We start from the raw sequence: 16,050 nt of genomic DNA on the forward strand, positions 1-16,050 counted from the left end.
TGCACTGCAAGACATGCGACATCAAGGACCCGACGCAAAACATCGTCTGGGTCACTCCCGAGGGCGGCGGCGGGCCGAACTACAGCGGCATGTAATTCAGAATTGACCGTTGAATTTTTGTATTTAGAGCACTTCAACCTAACTTGAAGTCAGGGAACAAGTCAATAACTTACTGCGGTTTTGCCATAAATCGTTTTCCGTGGCCGCTTGCATGCATTGAACATCACCTCGTGCGCAAGCCCTCTCACGGCCGCCTCGCGCGGCCTAATCGAGCGCTATTTCAGAATTCCAGACAGTTGTTTAAGCCAGATTGAATGCGATCCAACGTCAAAACAGGCTTCTGGTTTGTTTCGATATATCCAAAAAATCGAGATTATCAGTGCGATGGCGTCTGTCATCGTTTATCAGTCGTGATGAAAGCGTGGCTGTTGTAAGTAGCTGAGAAAGTCAGCTTTTTCTAGCAGTACAAAGCAAAAGCCATTTCGATTGCGAAAGTGGTGTTTAACATCACCCCAGCCCGCGGTTTGGTGAACTTTCTAAAAAAACAACGTTTGGCACGTTTGTACGCTTTCAATAATCAAAGCTACTACCTAGCGAAAAAACCACAAATTCCTAAAGTTTTTATTTGCAAAAATGCAAAATAAAGAAACAAAAATGCAACTTTATGTTGGTAAAAATCTTGGATTCATCTACTGAAAATAGTTCGTGGGCCATTCGGACTATTGCAGATTGAAGGGTTGGCAAACACACTTCAGACTGTTCAAGTAATGGGAAATTCATGTGCAGAGCACCGTTTTCAATTGTATTTTCGGCTGTCTTGCTGGGCGCGGCATTTCATGTGTCGGCGCACGAGTCGACAGCGGTCGGCTTGGCACAGTCCACGGTTGGAAGCCACAACGGTCTGCCCATTTCTGAGCGTTTGGATATTGACAAGGTAAGAAAATCCAATGCGGTATTGACTTACAAAGAAAATCCGATTCAAAGTCAGATTGCTCTTTCAACTTCTGGTGACGTTGATCGTCTAATTTCCAAACCTGCATTTAATACCGCTTCAATCCAGCCATATCAGGTTGACTCTGAGTGGCGCTTCATAGCTGCATTGCTGGGCACTATGGCCATCATCGGCACAATTGCAGTTCGCCGACGGAAACCAAGCGAGCCTTGGCCATGAGCGGACTTGGACAATCTGGCGTTACAGCGGTTAAATGGAGCGCCGTATCAACGCTGGCACGTTTTGTACTGCAACTAGTCGCTCAGGTGGTTTTGGCTAGAACTCTGGGTCCGGAGATATTTGGAATTTTTGCCATTGGCATGGTGGTACTTACTTTTGCCAATTTCTTCTCAGGATTTGGATTTAGTTGGAGCCTTCTTCAGCGCACCTCGCTGTGTGACGAGGATGTGCGTTTTGCCTGGACATGGCAGCTTGTTGTCGGTTTGGTGACCATGATTGGCGTTTATTTTTTGGCGCCGGCACTTGCCGACTACTTTAGGGAACCCAGAGCGCAATCGGTCATCGAGTGGCTTTCAATTGCTTGCTTGCTTTCCGCGGCTTCCGCACCCGCGACTTATCTCTTGCAGCGCGATCTTAACTTTCGTGCTGGTGGATTGATTCAAGTAGGTAGCTACATGGCAGGTTACGTCGCCGTTGGTGTGCCCATGGCGATTTTGGGCTGGGGAGCCACATCGCTGGTTGCAGCATGGCTGGTTCAGGCAGCAGTAGTCTTGGTAGCAAGTTATGTAGTCAAGCCGCACCCACTACGTCCTCTTTTCTGGTACGCGGATGCAGCCTCTGCGGTCGGTACAGGAAGGGCAGTATTCCTTACTAATATCGTTAACTGGATGTTAAACAACTTGGACCGGGTAATGATCGGTCGCTTGCTCAATACGCAAGCACTGGGTCTGTACAACGTAGCCTATAACCTAGCAGCAATGCCCAACAACCTGCTGCTGGGTGCATTGCAACCTGCATTTCTGGCAGCAGGTGCACGTTTGCAAGATGAACGTGAGCGGTTGGGACGTGCATACCTCCAAATGCTGGCGACGATCTTTGTACTGGTATTTCCAGTTTTCGTTTTTCTAGCACTCGTTTCAAACGACTTGATAAAGCTTCTGTACGGTTCAAAATGGAGCGATGCAGGTACCGTCTTAGGTCTCCTGTTCATGAGCATGCCGGCTTATGTAATTTGGGGTTTGTCAACGCCAGTTCTCTGGAACACAGGCCGCAAATATTACGAATCATTGTTCCAGTTGCCTATTCTGGTAATCGGTGCACTCGGGTTTTACTTTTTTGCGGATCAAGGAATTCAAGTTGCAGCGTCAGTTGCCGCATTGATGCTGGTGTTGCGTTCAGCGGTGGTGGGTACTACTGCGTTTCGAGCACTTAAATTAAGCTGGATTGAATTGCTGCCTGATGTAGGTCGCGGAATACTTTTTAGTTCTTTGTGCGCAATAACCGTTAAGGTAACTCAGACAGCCGTATCTAATTATCAGATGCCTCTGCTGTCACTGGCAGCCAGCATACTTGCCGCATTGTCCATTCTGTTGTTACTTCTATTTTTTCGTCCACAGTTACTGGGCGTTCAAAGCGCGTCCATGGTAGTCAGATTTTTTCCAGGTCTGGCTCAGTTTTTGAGTCAGGATGGTCTTGGCATTCAACGTAGTCCCATCATTGACTCAACGAGCGAACAGCGTTTCTAAGGCCGGTTGTAATGCAAGAAACACTCATCACTTTTATTCTGGTTGCTGGCGCAATTTTGGCAGCCTTAGCGGCCACCACGGTCATGGTTGGTACTGTTCATCTGACATCCCATCGTTCGCATGGCTATCTTCACCTGATTTTTTATGCCATGGTAGTTATGGTGGCGCTCAGTACGATTTTGTCAGGACGAGATCTGTCTGTTGTCAATTTGAATTTTGAAGAAGCACCTGTCACGTTACGTCATCCCATCATGCGATGGCTCCAGCCTATGCTTTCCTTGTTAATGCTTACAGTTGCAGGCGAACGCATTCTCAGCTATTGGTTTAACAAAGAAAAAACATTAAATGCACCATTGGTATTATTGTTCAGCTATATCATTTTCTGGTTAGGTACTGTAGTGTCTCCTGCCTTATTGGGGGCACATCCAACCATCACTCACGATTACGTATATCCGCTGGTTATTGGAGTCGCAGCAATACTGGTTTCGGGAGTTGAACGCGACGTAGCATTCAAAGCTACGCGTAATATTTTATTTTTATTCATGACAGCAAGCATGGCGTTAATTCCGTTTAAGACTGGAATGGTTTTAGAAACAACATATTCGCAAGGCTTGCTGCCGGGGGTACCACGTTTGGCTGGTCTAGCCGCACACGCTGTGTCTTTGGCAATATTGGCGCAACTTGGATTAATATGCTTACTGACACTTCCTTATGAAAATAAATGGCTAAATCGTTTGGCTTGGGTATTAGGACTAACTGTACTTTTTCTAGCACAATCCAAAACAACCTGGATAGCCTTTCTTATTTGCTGGCTATGCTTTATAAGTATTCAAAAAGGTCCTATATTTATGCGCCGTTTAGGAGATCCGGCTCGTCCAGAATTTGGAATTGCATCAATTTTAATTCTCATGCTATCCGTTTTAGCTGTGGGGCTGGTATTGATGTTTGGTGACTTGGGAACTCGCATCAATATCTTCTTCAACAGTGCAGAAGGCGCCCAACTTGCTTCATTGACAGGAAGAGATAAAATTTGGGCCATTGCCTATGATGAATGGCAGCGAAATCCCATATTTGGTTATGGCCCATTGATCTGGGAAACGGACTTTCGAATCAGTATTGGTATGCCTAATGCCACACATGCCCACAACCAATTTATGGATACATTGTCACGTTCCGGCATTGTTGGTTCAACGGCGCTTTTACTTTATATATTGGTATTAACAGCTATGTCGGTGCGCTATGCACGTGAAAGCAAGGGCCTGACGTTGGCACTGTTTATTTTATTGATGATGCGTTCTGTTAGTGAGGTTCCACTGTCTCTTTTTGGATATGGCCCAGAGTTTATTGCTCACCTGTTGTTACTAATGGCACTTGCATCAAGTGCAAGTGAGGTTCGTACCCGCATGCACCAAAGAAACTTCACACCAAGATATACAGGTACATTTTCGAAATATCCTCCAGCAAGAAATCCGCTGAATGCTGCAAGGACAGGTGCATGAAGTTTTCTGTAGTTATTCCGCTTTATAACAAAGCGTCTTACATCTGCTGCTCGGTACAGTCAGTACTGAGCCAATCTTTTACGGATTTTGAAGTAATCATCGTTGATGATGGTTCGAGTGATGGTGGATCTGAATTAGTCAGGGTAATGACTGATCCTCGTATTCGCGTGGTACATCAAATCAACGCCGGTGTGTCCGCAGCCCGAAACCGGGGTATTGCACTGGCGCAAGGGGAATGGGTAGCCTTTCTTGATGCCGATGACTGGCATCATCCTAATCACCTCCAATGCCTCCTGGATGCTCATAAAGCTTGGCCGGTAGCAGATGCAGTCGCAACTGATTTCATTCTGATCTCAGACTCAGATGGTTCTTGGCCACCGCCTTGGCCAACCTGCAAAGAGATTCCCGAAGTGGAACTCATCACAGATTTGCCACGCCGGTGGATGGTCGGGCCATCGCTTTGTAGCAGTTCCGTGGCAGTACGAAGAGAGCGATTACAACAGATGCAGCCATGCTTTCCAAATGGCGAATCCCAAGCCGAAGACCTTGACTTCTGGTTTCGCTTGGCAGAGCAGACTCCGATTGCTTTGGCACATGCACCACTTGTTGCGTACCGGATTGATGTTGATGGAAGCCTTTCAGCCGGACATAAAGTAGTCACCATACCCCGTTCACTAGAACGGATGGAAGTTCGCGCTACATCGGGCTCAATGACAGCGACGCAACGTCGATCAGCTTTATGGTTCATTGCACAGCACAAATTGACTCTAGCCAGAAGTGCACTTTCATCGGGAGAGCGCATTCAAGGCATTAAATGGCTGATGAAGGGACGCCATGCCATCACCAGCAAACGCTGGTGGATGACAGCGGTCATGGTTTTATTTTGTCCGCAAGCCCTGGTAACAAGTTGGGAACAGTGGCGCACAAATCGTAAATACCGTCACTCCAACATCACGGATGTCAGAGGCTGATATGAAACCTGAAAATTTCTCTGATAGTTTTTCGGCTATGGACTGCCGGATAACCATCATTATCAAGTCATTAAACGAAGAACAACGAATTTCACTTGCCATAGAAAGCGCACTGCGTGCAATTGAAAAGGTGGGCGGCGAAGTAATCTTGGCTGACTCAAATTCGACTGACAGAACAATTGAGTTGGCCTTGGCGTATCCGATACGCATTGTGCAACTTGCCAACGCTGAAGATCGTTGCTGTGGAGTGGGCCCGCAGCTGGGCTACCAACACTCACGTGGGGAGTTCATCTATCTTCTTGACGGAGATATGGAGATGCTGGAAGGTTTTCTGGAAGTTGCACTGGACTTCATGATGAAGAATCCCGATGCCGCGGGCGTAGGCGGCCAATTGGTTGAACTGAATACCGAAAGCCTTGAATATATAGCCAGAAGTGCACAGAAGCGCGCTCACGTAAATCCAGGAATTGTAGACCGCCTTGACGGTGGCGGACTATACAGGCGTGAAGCCATCGAAGCAGTAGGATATTTTTCCGATCGGAATCTGCACAGTTATGAAGAATTTGACTTGGCCATTCGTCTACGCAGCAGAGGTTGGAAACTCTGGCGCCTTTCCTTGGATGCTGTTCGTCACATGGGACATGACGCTCCACCCTATAAATTGCTTAGGCGACGTTGGGAGACAAAATATCTTTGGGGTTTGGGCGAGCTGGTCAGAGCTTCAACAGGTCACAATCGTTTAAAAATGGTGTTTCAAGGTCTTCACGAACTTAAGATTTACTTGAGTATTCTAGGTTGGTGGATATTATTGCTCAGTATTCTTGTTTGGCCAATTTCTGGATCGGCCAAATTCGTTTGGTTTGGCATGTTACTTACAGCGCCACTTGCCATGATGAGTTGGCGCAAACGTTCCTTTACTAAAGCACTTTATAGTATTGTCTCATGGTGTTTTAACGCCGTAGGACTGGTGCGGGGCATTATGCAACCGCAACGACCTGCAAACTCATTAATTCCGAGTCTGATTATCAGGGATTACCATGACTTATCATTACATTCAACATCAGGCGTACCGCGATAAAGCAGAAATAATAATCACTGGGTTCATATATGCCTGCAAAGCAACTACTAGGTATTCAAATTTTAAGATTTATTGCGGCCATGTTGGTCGTGATAATGCACACCACTGAAGCCATCTCGGTTCGCATAACCGGTGCAGGACCAGATCATTACTGGAGTAGCGGAGCAATAGGGGTAGATATATTTTTTGTCATAAGCGGTTTTGTTATGGCTATGTCTACAGCAAAATTACCTACAGACTACAAAATTCATTTTTATTCAGCATGGATATTCATGAAGCGGAGACTTATCAGAGTTGTACCGCTTTACTGGTTCTACACGTTTTTAAAGACAGCACTTGTGCTAATTTTGCCAAGTCTGGCTCTTAGAACTTCAATCGATCCTGATCATCTTTTGGCTTCCCTATTTTTTATTCCAGCAATCAGTCCATGGGGAATGGTTCAACCAACTTTACCTGTAGGTTGGACACTAAATTTTGAAATGCTCTTTTATATAGTATTTTCTATTGCAATAGCTTTTGGAACTGCACGTATTAGGTTTTGCTTTATTTTCTTTTTAATAATTTTCTTTGCTGCACAAGTTTTTTCTGAATATGCAGCTTTAAAATTTTACGGTCAGTCATTACTTTTTGAGTTTATCCTAGGTATGAGCATTGCTCACTTATATATTAAATATCCATATGCACCACCAAAAATAGGTTTAATAGTGGGAATTATCGGAGTTATACTTATTTTATCAATAAATTGGAAAGACTTACTTTACGGATTTTCAACCTGGGAAGTCGGTGCTGGTTTTACAGTGCTTGTTGTAGTTTGGATTGAACCGTGGATTGTTCGATTTCGGCTCGCGTCCAAAATGTCGTTTTTAGGTGACTGTTCTTATTCAATTTATCTTTCGCATACCTTTATAGTTCCTTTTGGTGTTCTTGTACTTAAAAACCTGGGCTTCCAGGAGAGCATTATAATTATTCCATTAATCAGTCTGGCCGTTATTGCAGGAGGCTTTCTGTCTTATAAATTTATTGAATTGCCAATGATAACAATTCTTAACAAAGCTTTTTTTAAAAGACCCGTATATTCATTATAAAAATTTATTTATAAATATGCAAAACGAATTAATTCGGGGATTAATCTTGCGCGAACATATGGAAAAATATATTTATATAGCCTGTCCTTGGACGCCAAAGGGTGGAGGCATGTTTAAAGTTGCAGATTATTTAATTCAAGCACAAGACAGAGATGCTATAAATGCGGCTACATTACGACCGCTTGATACACGTGGTGGGAGCAATGCACTTTATTCTTTCTTTATTTTGATAACTGCTCTTACGAAACTAATACGAGGTCGATATACCGGACAGTTGGCAGGGGTTCATGTCAACATGGCTGAGCGTCTTAGCCTTTTTAGAAAAAGTGCTGTAGTGGTTTTTTGCAAAATGTTGGGTATACCTGTAGTGCTACACCTTCACGCGGCACAACTCCCTGCTTTCTATCGAAAGTTGCCACTACCATTGAAAAGTCTCACACGCTGGGTGTTTTCACTTCCTGCCACTTGTCTAGTACTTGGTGAAGAATCACATCGCTTCGTAACAGAAGAGTTACTTGTTCCTGAAAATCGAGTACAAGTCATTATCAACGGAGTTCCCGAACCTATCAACACCAGGCGAAAACCAGATAATTCAAGGGTAAAGCGTGTGCTTTTTTTAGGGAATTTATCAGAACGCAAAGGTGTTTCAGACCTTTTAAAGGCACTTGCCTTACCAGGATTCGACATTTCCCGCCTTGAAGTCACGCTTGCCGGAGGAGGCAATATATTGGCTTACGAAGCAACTGCACTTAAGCTTGGAATTAACGGGTTCGTGCGATTTACCGGGTGGTCAAATCAGCACCAGGTTTCTGAGTTAATGTCACATGCCGATCTGCTTGTGTTGCCCTCATATGACGAAGGGCTGCCTCTTGTAATTCTTGAAGCACTGGCCAATAGCGTCGTAGTCGTTTGTACACCCGTAGGTGAAATTCCGTCTGTGCTGACCGATGGATTAAATGCCTGCTTTGTCCAACCTGGTGATGTGCAAGGAATTGCATGTGCTCTCCAATGTGTGCTGAACAATCACGAATTTATGCTGGAACTTGAAAAAAATGGACGTAGGCTTTATGAAGAAAAATTTTCGGTGAATCAATTTTTTGACAGTGTGGCTAAAGTTCATCAACGCCACTTTGGTATAGCAGGTCAAGTGCGTTTAGACAACACAGCACATCATAAGGAAGTATCGTGATCTGTAATGCTGACAGCATTCCTAATGGTTCATGCCTTCGTGCTGACGTATGTATCATTGGAGCTGGTCCTGCAGGCATAGCACTTGCACTCGACCTTTCAGAGCGTGGATTTTCAGTTCTATTGCTGGAATCAGGTTTTATGGAAGAAAACCCAACAACACAGCGGCTCTATGAAGGTGATGTGGCCGACAAAAAACTGCACAGTCCACCCGACAAATACCGTCAGCGTCGCTTTGGTGGTTCCACTGCCATATGGGGTGGGCGATGTATGCCCTTCGACCCTTTGGATTTTGAAGCGCGCAGCTATGTCCAACACAGCGGTTGGCCGATTTCTTATGATGATTTACTTCCTTACTATCCACGAGCCAATGATTTAGCAGAAGCGGGTCGATTCAGCTACCGTGCGGAAGATGCACTGGGCGCAGATACTTTGCCACTGATCCGCGGTTTTGAAAGCGAGCGCGTTCTTACCAACGGATTAGAGCGTTTTTCATGCCCTACGCACTTCGGAAATCGTTATGCCAGACAGCTTCAATTAACACCTTATGTCAATGTTTTGTTAGGGGCTAATTGCACGGGTATTCGCCTACAGCCAAATAAAATGGCGGTTCGTACTGTCGATGTGCAAACGCTCACCGGTACTCGCTTCTCGGCTACATGCCGTATAACCGTCCTGGCAGTGGGGGGTCTAGAAACAGCGCGCCTGCTACTGGCATCAAATGATGTTGCACCTGAAGGTATAGGTAATTCTCATGATGTAGTGGGTCGTTATTACATGTGTCACATAGCAGGCAACGTTGGTAGGCTCACTATCAAAGGGCCTACAGAGAATGTTAAGCATGGTTATGAGCTATCACCCGAAGGAATTTATTGTCGTCGGAGATTGGCAGTAGCACCTGCAGAACAACAACGTCTAGGTCTGTCGAACGCAGTAGCTAGACTTCATTTTCCTCGCATCACGGATCCTGTTCATCGTAGCGGTGTACTTTCAGGACTATTTCTTGCGCGTAGGCTGATCAGCTATGAGTATGGCAAACGACTGAATGATGGCAATAGCTCTACCACATCAGCAGACTATGCTAGACATGTATTGAATGTAGCTACTGATCCAGTTGACACTACTGCATTCCTGATGCACTGGCTCAGCCATCGTTCGCTGGCTGACAGGAAATATCCATCAGTTATTTTACGAAATCGAACGAATAGGTTTAGTCTCGAAATGCATGGTGAGCAAATTCCTCAGTGCAACAGTCGGGTAAAGCTCAGCGACAAAATTGATACGCTTGGTATGCCAAAACTGCATATTGACTGGCGATATAGTAATTCAGATATCGAATCCATACGTGGCACTCTGAACGTATTGTCGCAAGAGTTTGCTGCCAGTGGCGTTGCTCGATTTGAATATGATGACGAAAATCTGGAAGAAGACCTCACACGCTTTGGCGCTTACGGAGGCCACCATATCGGTACTGCGCGAATGGGCAATAACGAACGATTCAGCGTTGTGAATGCTGAGTGCCAAGTGCATACAGTGAATAATTTATTTATTTCTGGCAGCGCAGTTTTTCCTACTTCAAGCCAAGCTAATCCGACTCTAACGATCATCGCGTTGTCACTCAGGCTCGGGCATACACTTGCAAAGAAACTTGGGACACCTCAACAAGCGTCTGTAATCGACAGGGAGTTCGCATGAAAGTACTGGTAATAGGTGGCTCGGGTTACATTGGAAAGCGTTTACTAGAAATAATTTCTACAATTTACCCTGACAAACTTACTGGGGCTTCGAGGGGACTAGAATTATCTAATTCCTCGACAGTGGCTTGGATAAAGCTTGACACTTGCAACGTTTACGAGTTAACAAGTGTTTTAAAAGGATTCGATGCAGTAGTAAATTGTGTTGCTGGAAATGCCAAATCGATTTCGCAAGGAGCTCATGCTCTTAAAGAAGCTGCAATACATGCAGGTTACCCGCGCATAGTACATTTGAGTACCATGTCAGTTTATGGATCTGTAGAAGGAAATATTCGGGAGGATGCGCATCTTAACCCGAATCTTGGTTGGTATAGTCGATCCAAGTTTAATGCAGAACAACACATACGCGAGTATGCATTAAAAGGTGGTGAAGCAGTGATATTGCGGCCAGGCTGCGTATTTGGTCCGAACAGTGAACTCTGGGTTGGCCGCATAGCACGATGGTTACAGTCAGGAAGATTAGGCGACTTAGGCGTGCATGGAGATGGATGGTCAAATTTGGTATATGTAGATGACGTATGCCAAGCAATAATAGCAGCATTAAAGTTACCTATTGAACCTAAAGATGTGCCAACTTTCAATTTGGCAGCGCCAGACAGTCCACGTTGGAATACCTATTTTATAGATTTAGCGATTGGGCTGAAGTTCACGCCTGTGAAACGAATCAATCGCCGACAACTCCAACTGGACTGTTTGATTGCTGGACCACCATTAAAGCTTGCACAGATGATTTTCAAGCGTTTAAGATCTAATCATGCAATACTTCCTGATTACATGCCGCCAGGATTAATGGGTTTATTCGCACAGCACATTCATCTTGACTCAATACACGCGAGTCAGGAGCTTGGTATGATTTGGACTGATTACATTACAAGTTTGAATAACTCACAAGCTTGGGCAAGCAATTCAGTTTTCAGCATGAATTTGAAAGACAGGGCTATATGCATGCATTGAAAGCAGACATATTTCGACTATGCGGTCGTTTTAGCTGGATACTAATTGCCAAAACTGTAGTATCCAATAAAGCATTTTTTTTAATTTCAACAATACGTTTTTGTCAGTCAGCACAACGTCAGTCGTATATTTTGCGAAAGACATTATTATTTCCTGCAAGGCTTCTGCACTTATTAGCAGGACATATTATGGGGGCAGAAATTCCATGGAAAACCTCCATAAATCCGGGGTTAACTTTGACACATGGCAGAGGTATTGTCGTGAATGTCAATTCGTCAATAGGAAGTAATGTAACCCTATTCCAGGGTGTCACACTAGGGCAACGTGACTCGATTGCAAAAGATGGAACTAGAAAAACAAGCTATCCAGTTATTGAAAATAATGTTTGGATTGGGCCTTATGCAATTATTGCGGGTGTAAAGATTGGAGAAGGAAGTCGTATTGCAGGAGGTGCATACGTTTTAGAAGATGTGCCGCCACACTGTATAGTAATAGGCAATCCTGGAAAAATTGTTAAAACTAATTGTATAGCTGACGTTATAAACCCATGGATAATTTATTAGTCTTGAAAATCTGTATAAATTGGGTTCAGTAAATTTTTAATTTACTTGTAAATCATATTTTACAAAAAAAATATATAACTATAAATTTTCATAATCAACTATTATAAATAGTTACGATCTAAATTACGTTTTGATATGGATAAAACTAAAACTCGAAAAAGAAAAATAATATTACCAATGACGTAACGCCTAAAAAGTCTTCTTGGTTCCATTTGCAAACGATATAGCCATTCAATCCCATTCTCACGCATCCACAAGGGAGCTCGCGATGTTTTGCCACCCCAAAAATCAATGATCGCGCCTCCGCAAATTATCAGGCAAGGATGTGTAATTTTTGATCGCAGGTAGATAGCAACTTCTTCCTGCCGTGGCATCCCCATACCCAAGATAATCAATGCTGGACGGAATTTGTATGATAACGACATATAGTCATCATTATCCAGAAATCCATTGGCGTAAAAAAAATCACTTTTTGGAGCAAGATCTCCTTTAACAAACTTAACACCTTCTTCTAAATAGGGTGTTTGAGTACCAAATAAAGCAATTGGGCGACCATTGAACACTTTAACTAGGACTGGAATCAGGTCTGTTCCGTTCAGATTAAAGCCTGGTAAAATATTAAGCTGATTTAAAAGTATTACAATACCAGAGCCATCTCGAAGGATGGTATCGGAAGTGTAAATTGATTCAAAAAAAGATTCTGATTCAGCAATAAGATTCATTGCATGAGCATTTACAAACGAAAGAACCTCAGGTTCTTCCGGATTGCATAATTTTTGTAATAATTCTTGCTTGCTATCCTGAGTATGAATTATATTGGTCTTATCAATTAACTTACGCCAACGAATTTTCCAATTTACACTACTCTTCATTATTAAACCTGAATATACTATTCTTAAGAATCATTAAGCACTGAACCAACCAATGTCACGCCAAATTCACGCAAACTGTTTGTAAATTTTCCAAGCTGAACCATTGAACTTTTATCTTGACGTGCAATAACAAGAGCAGCACCTGTACGAACCGCTACTGTATGAGCGTCAGCACATACATCAGCTGGTGGCGTATCAATAATGATCACGTCAAAGTTTTCTCCCAATGAAAGTAATAACTTAGAAAAACTCTGACGTCCAAGTAATTCTTGCGGATTAGGCGGATTAGCGCCCGAAGCAAGAACTGACAAGTTCTGCAATACCTCGATACTTACAATAGCATCTAATCCAGCGCGCCCAACAAGGATATCGGAAAGCCCAGCCCGTTTTCCCAGATTAAAAAGATTGTGTTGACGAGGTGATCGCATATCAGCATCGATCAGTAATGTTCTCTCTCCAAGCTGTGAGAAAACGATCGCCAAATTAGCAGCAATATAACTACGACCATCGCCGGTACCGGCACTAACAACAGCAAGACATCTCTGATCAAAGCTTTTGTTGAACCAGCGCAGCATAAGCTGACTTCTAAGCATGCGAAGCTCTTCAACAGGCAAACTATCAGGCTGGTACGCCGCTATAAGTTCATGACTCAAGCTACTCCCTGTGGGAATGTACGAATAATTGAACTGAACTGACAAAGCAAAACGTACATCGTCTTCAGTCAATAATCCGAGCGCTCTTCCCGCCTCACCGAACCTAACTCCGTTTTGCCTTTGGTAAGTCAATATTTTTTCAGCATTTGTTATTGAAAGCCTACCTGAGTCAATTAATATTGAACCAATAGGTCTGGCTTGGCCTGTTTCTACAAGTAAATTATTGCTAGCTTCAGGTAAAGGAACAGACCTCACTATTTGTGAATTTTGTAAACTCATGCTGGACTTCCATTTGACAACGCAAGCCGACCTGAACTACCGTTCAATCGACTTTTTGAACCGGTGGAAGAAATTTTTGCAAGAACTGGAAGGTCAAGCATTTGCATAAGATCCTCACTTGACCGGATACGGCGATTCATAAGTTCAAAAAGTAATGCAAATCCAACACCAAGCAGAGTTCCAACAAATGCGGCTATAAGCAAATTCAACGATAGTTTTGGACCAGATGGCTCAATAGGAACTAAAGCAGTATTCAATCGAACTGTGTTTGTTTGATTGGTCAAACTTTGCAAACGAGTCTGTGATGCACTTTGACTGACTGTTTCATAAGCACGCTGTGCAGCCTCTACGTCACGTCGGTAAACATTAAGTTCGTCACGCTGTTTGTTCAATCCGAGTACCTTGGTCTTTTGTGTATTAACGGCTGACTGCAGTTCGCGTTCACGGTCTTTGCCTACACGGTAAGCTGTTTCTATGGAAGCAGAAATTCGACTAGATTCTGTAGAAAGTCGGTTTCTAAGAGATGCAAGTTCAGCTTCAGCACGCTGGCGTAAGGGATGATTTACGCCTAAATTTACATTATTTTCATTTACTTTTGCTTCAAGTCGAGCAATATCAGACTTAAGTCCATTTATCAATGAACTCTGCATGACTTCTGCAACTGTGTCTCCACGAGCATTTCGCTTGCTCTGGCTATCGGTGGTTTCACCTTGTACGGCTGTAAGTTGTGTCGAAATTTGCGATAGCTTGGCGGTTTCATAGTCCACTCTTTCATCTGATGAAACTATTCCCGCTTTTTGTTGATAATCAGATAATCGTGACTGTGCATCTTCAAGTTTCGCACGTGAAACTTTTGTCTGCTCGTCAAACCAAGTTGCATACAAACGAGCAGGCTCTGTTTTTAATGATAAATTTATATCCATATAGGCTTGTGCAAAAGCGTTTGCCAATTTAGCAACATTTTCTGGATTACGGCCTTTGTATGTAATATTGATAACATTACTTTCTCTGGCCGGTTGAACCAGAAGGCCACTTTGAATATCCTTAGCTATCCATGAATCAAGTGAGCCTCTACCTTCTGTAGCTTTCAACCATGCAGCTTTTGTTTCAGCGTCTTCATTTAGCTTCAGCATCTTTACCACTAGTTGAGCAACCATATCGCCACTGATAATATCAACCTGAGTTGCCATGTAATTAGGGGAAGTGACGCCTGACATTCCTGCGCCAGAAACTGGATCTGGAGTTCTTGCATCAACCAATAATGAAGTCTGGGCAGCGTATTTATTAGGAATTAACAAACTAACTGCCAATGCTAAAGCCAATGCCAAGACCAGTATTGAAAGAACAACACTGTATCGCGCCCGAAGTATCCGAAAAAATTGGTATAGATTCATAGCAACTTAAAACAGGCTTTCACGCACGTAAATAACATCTTCTGCTTGAATTGCATCAGTTAAATTTGGCGTAGTTTCAACAACATTGCCATTCAGATCTCGTCTATGCAATCGCAAGCGGTTTTGGCTACCACGCACTGTGGGTCCACCGCCCGAAGCCAGCGCTTGCATCATCGTCATGCCACGCTCAATACGATATGGACCAGGACGTTGTGCTTCACCATAGATATAAAAAACCGGTGCTTTATTAACATATAGGGTATCACCACCAGACAAGACAACATCATTGTCTGACTTGTCGTTCAAAAACAATGCCGGTATATCAATAACTTTACGAAAAGGCTTGTTGTTGCGCTGACCTGTAATAATTAACACGTCATCGCCTAGAACAGTTATACCCCCCGCCGCTGCAAGCATATCGCTTACCCGGGTATTGAGTGTTTCCAAAGGAAATCGACCAGGTTTACTTACTTGACCTAAAACGGCTACCTGACTACCTCGAATCTGGCGAAGTACTATGTTTACCTGAGGAACTTTAACAAAACCGCCAGTTCGCAAGGCATCAGCAATTTTTTTCTCTGCTTCGGATATGGTTAACCCGCCAAGTTGAAGGGTACCAACCAAAGGATAACTAATGACGCCAGTTTCGGAAACGCGCGCATCCACTGACAAATCAGGACTTTGATAAACCTGAACGCCGATCGAATCGCCCGCTCCAAGTTTGTAATCTTGCTGCGTTTGGGGGTCTCCGCTTCCCGCGGATCCTCCAGAAACAGAAGGCTGGCTAGACTGTGAAAATGCAGTCAGGGCAAATAGTAAGAAAAAAACCGAAGCAAGAGAGCGAATGAAGATATTCATCGTTGCGCCTTTGGATGAACCATAAAAGTAAGGTTACATCTTAAAACGACACATAAAAAATCTGCAATAGCCCTTTCTTCCTAATGCTTTAGCTATTTAGATGCGAAAAAGAAATTTTTTAGTACTACTTATAAAAAATTTGATCTTAATAATATATTAAATAGTAGTTTATTTAACGCTACTATTAAAAGCCAAATATTTGCAT

Annotated in this window: 15 protein-coding genes; 11 read left to right on the forward strand and 4 right to left on the reverse strand. The window is 43.5% G+C overall.

The window, feature by feature from the left end; translation table 11 throughout:
- The 11 genes from IWX87_RS10580 to IWX87_RS10630 form a co-directional block, all read left to right on the forward strand.
- On the forward strand, positions 1-95 hold a 95-nt coding region (locus IWX87_RS10580), incomplete at its 5' end, for a 4Fe-4S dicluster domain-containing protein (RefSeq protein ID WP_139347019.1).
- A gap of 683 nt (positions 96-778) precedes the next feature.
- Positions 779-1,171 carry a hypothetical protein gene (locus tag IWX87_RS10585; RefSeq protein ID WP_196863490.1) on the forward strand — a complete coding sequence of 131 codons (393 nt, stop codon included), beginning with the start codon at positions 779-781 and terminating at the stop codon, positions 1,169-1,171.
- Positions 1,168-2,697 carry a lipopolysaccharide biosynthesis protein gene (locus IWX87_RS10590; protein ID WP_196863491.1) on the forward strand — a complete coding sequence of 510 codons (1,530 nt, stop codon included), beginning with the start codon at positions 1,168-1,170 and terminating at the stop codon, positions 2,695-2,697. The genes IWX87_RS10585 and IWX87_RS10590 overlap by 4 nt, the downstream gene beginning before the upstream one ends.
- Before the next feature lie 11 nt (positions 2,698-2,708).
- A complete protein-coding gene (locus IWX87_RS10595) occupies positions 2,709-4,196 on the forward strand; it encodes an O-antigen ligase (RefSeq protein ID WP_196863492.1) in 1,488 nt (495 codons plus the stop codon).
- Positions 4,193-5,167 carry a glycosyltransferase family A protein gene (locus IWX87_RS10600; RefSeq protein ID WP_196863493.1) on the forward strand — a complete coding sequence of 325 codons (975 nt, stop codon included), beginning with the start codon at positions 4,193-4,195 and terminating at the stop codon, positions 5,165-5,167. Before IWX87_RS10595 ends, IWX87_RS10600 begins: the two co-directional genes overlap by 4 nt.
- Position 5,168: 1 nt before the next feature.
- The gene (locus IWX87_RS10605) at positions 5,169-6,245 is read left to right on the forward strand and encodes a glycosyltransferase (RefSeq protein WP_196863494.1); all 1,077 of its coding nucleotides are present in this window, start codon (positions 5,169-5,171) and stop codon (positions 6,243-6,245) included.
- 29 nt (positions 6,246-6,274) lie between these two features.
- On the forward strand, positions 6,275-7,330 hold the full coding sequence (locus tag IWX87_RS10610) for an acyltransferase (RefSeq protein ID WP_196863495.1): 1,056 nt from the start codon (positions 6,275-6,277) through the stop codon (positions 7,328-7,330).
- 16 nt (positions 7,331-7,346) lie between these two features.
- On the forward strand, positions 7,347-8,519 hold the full coding sequence (locus IWX87_RS10615; RefSeq protein WP_196863496.1) for a glycosyltransferase family 4 protein: 1,173 nt from the start codon (positions 7,347-7,349) through the stop codon (positions 8,517-8,519).
- A complete protein-coding gene (locus IWX87_RS20035) occupies positions 8,516-10,213 on the forward strand; it encodes an FAD-dependent oxidoreductase (protein ID WP_196863497.1) in 1,698 nt (565 codons plus the stop codon). The genes IWX87_RS10615 and IWX87_RS20035 overlap by 4 nt, the downstream gene beginning before the upstream one ends.
- Positions 10,210-11,226 (forward strand): NAD(P)-dependent oxidoreductase, encoded by a 1,017-nt coding sequence (locus IWX87_RS10625; RefSeq protein ID WP_196863498.1) that lies wholly within the window; start codon positions 10,210-10,212, stop codon positions 11,224-11,226. The genes IWX87_RS20035 and IWX87_RS10625 overlap by 4 nt, the downstream gene beginning before the upstream one ends.
- Positions 11,214-11,789 carry a serine O-acetyltransferase gene (locus tag IWX87_RS10630; RefSeq protein ID WP_196863499.1) on the forward strand — a complete coding sequence of 192 codons (576 nt, stop codon included), beginning with the start codon at positions 11,214-11,216 and terminating at the stop codon, positions 11,787-11,789. The genes IWX87_RS10625 and IWX87_RS10630 overlap by 13 nt, the downstream gene beginning before the upstream one ends.
- Before the next feature lie 101 nt (positions 11,790-11,890).
- Here the strand turns inward: IWX87_RS10630 and IWX87_RS10635 are convergent, their stop codons facing one another.
- From IWX87_RS10635 to epsE, 4 genes are read right to left on the reverse strand one after another with little or no spacing between them, the layout of a single operon-like run.
- Entirely contained in the window at positions 11,891-12,661 is a 771-nt protein-coding gene (locus tag IWX87_RS10635; RefSeq protein WP_196863500.1) for a WecB/TagA/CpsF family glycosyltransferase, read from the reverse strand.
- 23 nt (positions 12,662-12,684) lie between these two features.
- Complete coding sequence (epsG, locus tag IWX87_RS10640) at positions 12,685-13,593, reverse strand: chain length determinant protein tyrosine kinase EpsG (protein WP_196863501.1); 909 nt, start codon at positions 13,591-13,593, stop codon at positions 12,685-12,687.
- Positions 13,590-14,987 (reverse strand): chain length determinant protein EpsF, encoded by a 1,398-nt coding sequence (gene epsF, locus IWX87_RS10645; protein ID WP_196863502.1) that lies wholly within the window; start codon positions 14,985-14,987, stop codon positions 13,590-13,592. Before epsF ends, epsG begins: the two co-directional genes overlap by 4 nt.
- Positions 14,988-14,993: 6 nt before the next feature.
- Positions 14,994-15,845: a polysaccharide export protein EpsE gene (gene epsE / locus IWX87_RS10650; RefSeq protein ID WP_196863503.1), complete on the reverse strand. Its 852-nt coding sequence runs from the start codon at positions 15,843-15,845 to the stop codon at positions 14,994-14,996.
- Positions 15,846-16,050: the final 205 nt, after the last annotated feature.

Origin of the sequence: Polaromonas sp. CG_9.7 (assembly GCF_015752205.1) — a bacterium.
Lineage (GTDB): Bacteria > Pseudomonadota > Gammaproteobacteria > Burkholderiales > Burkholderiaceae_C > Polaromonas.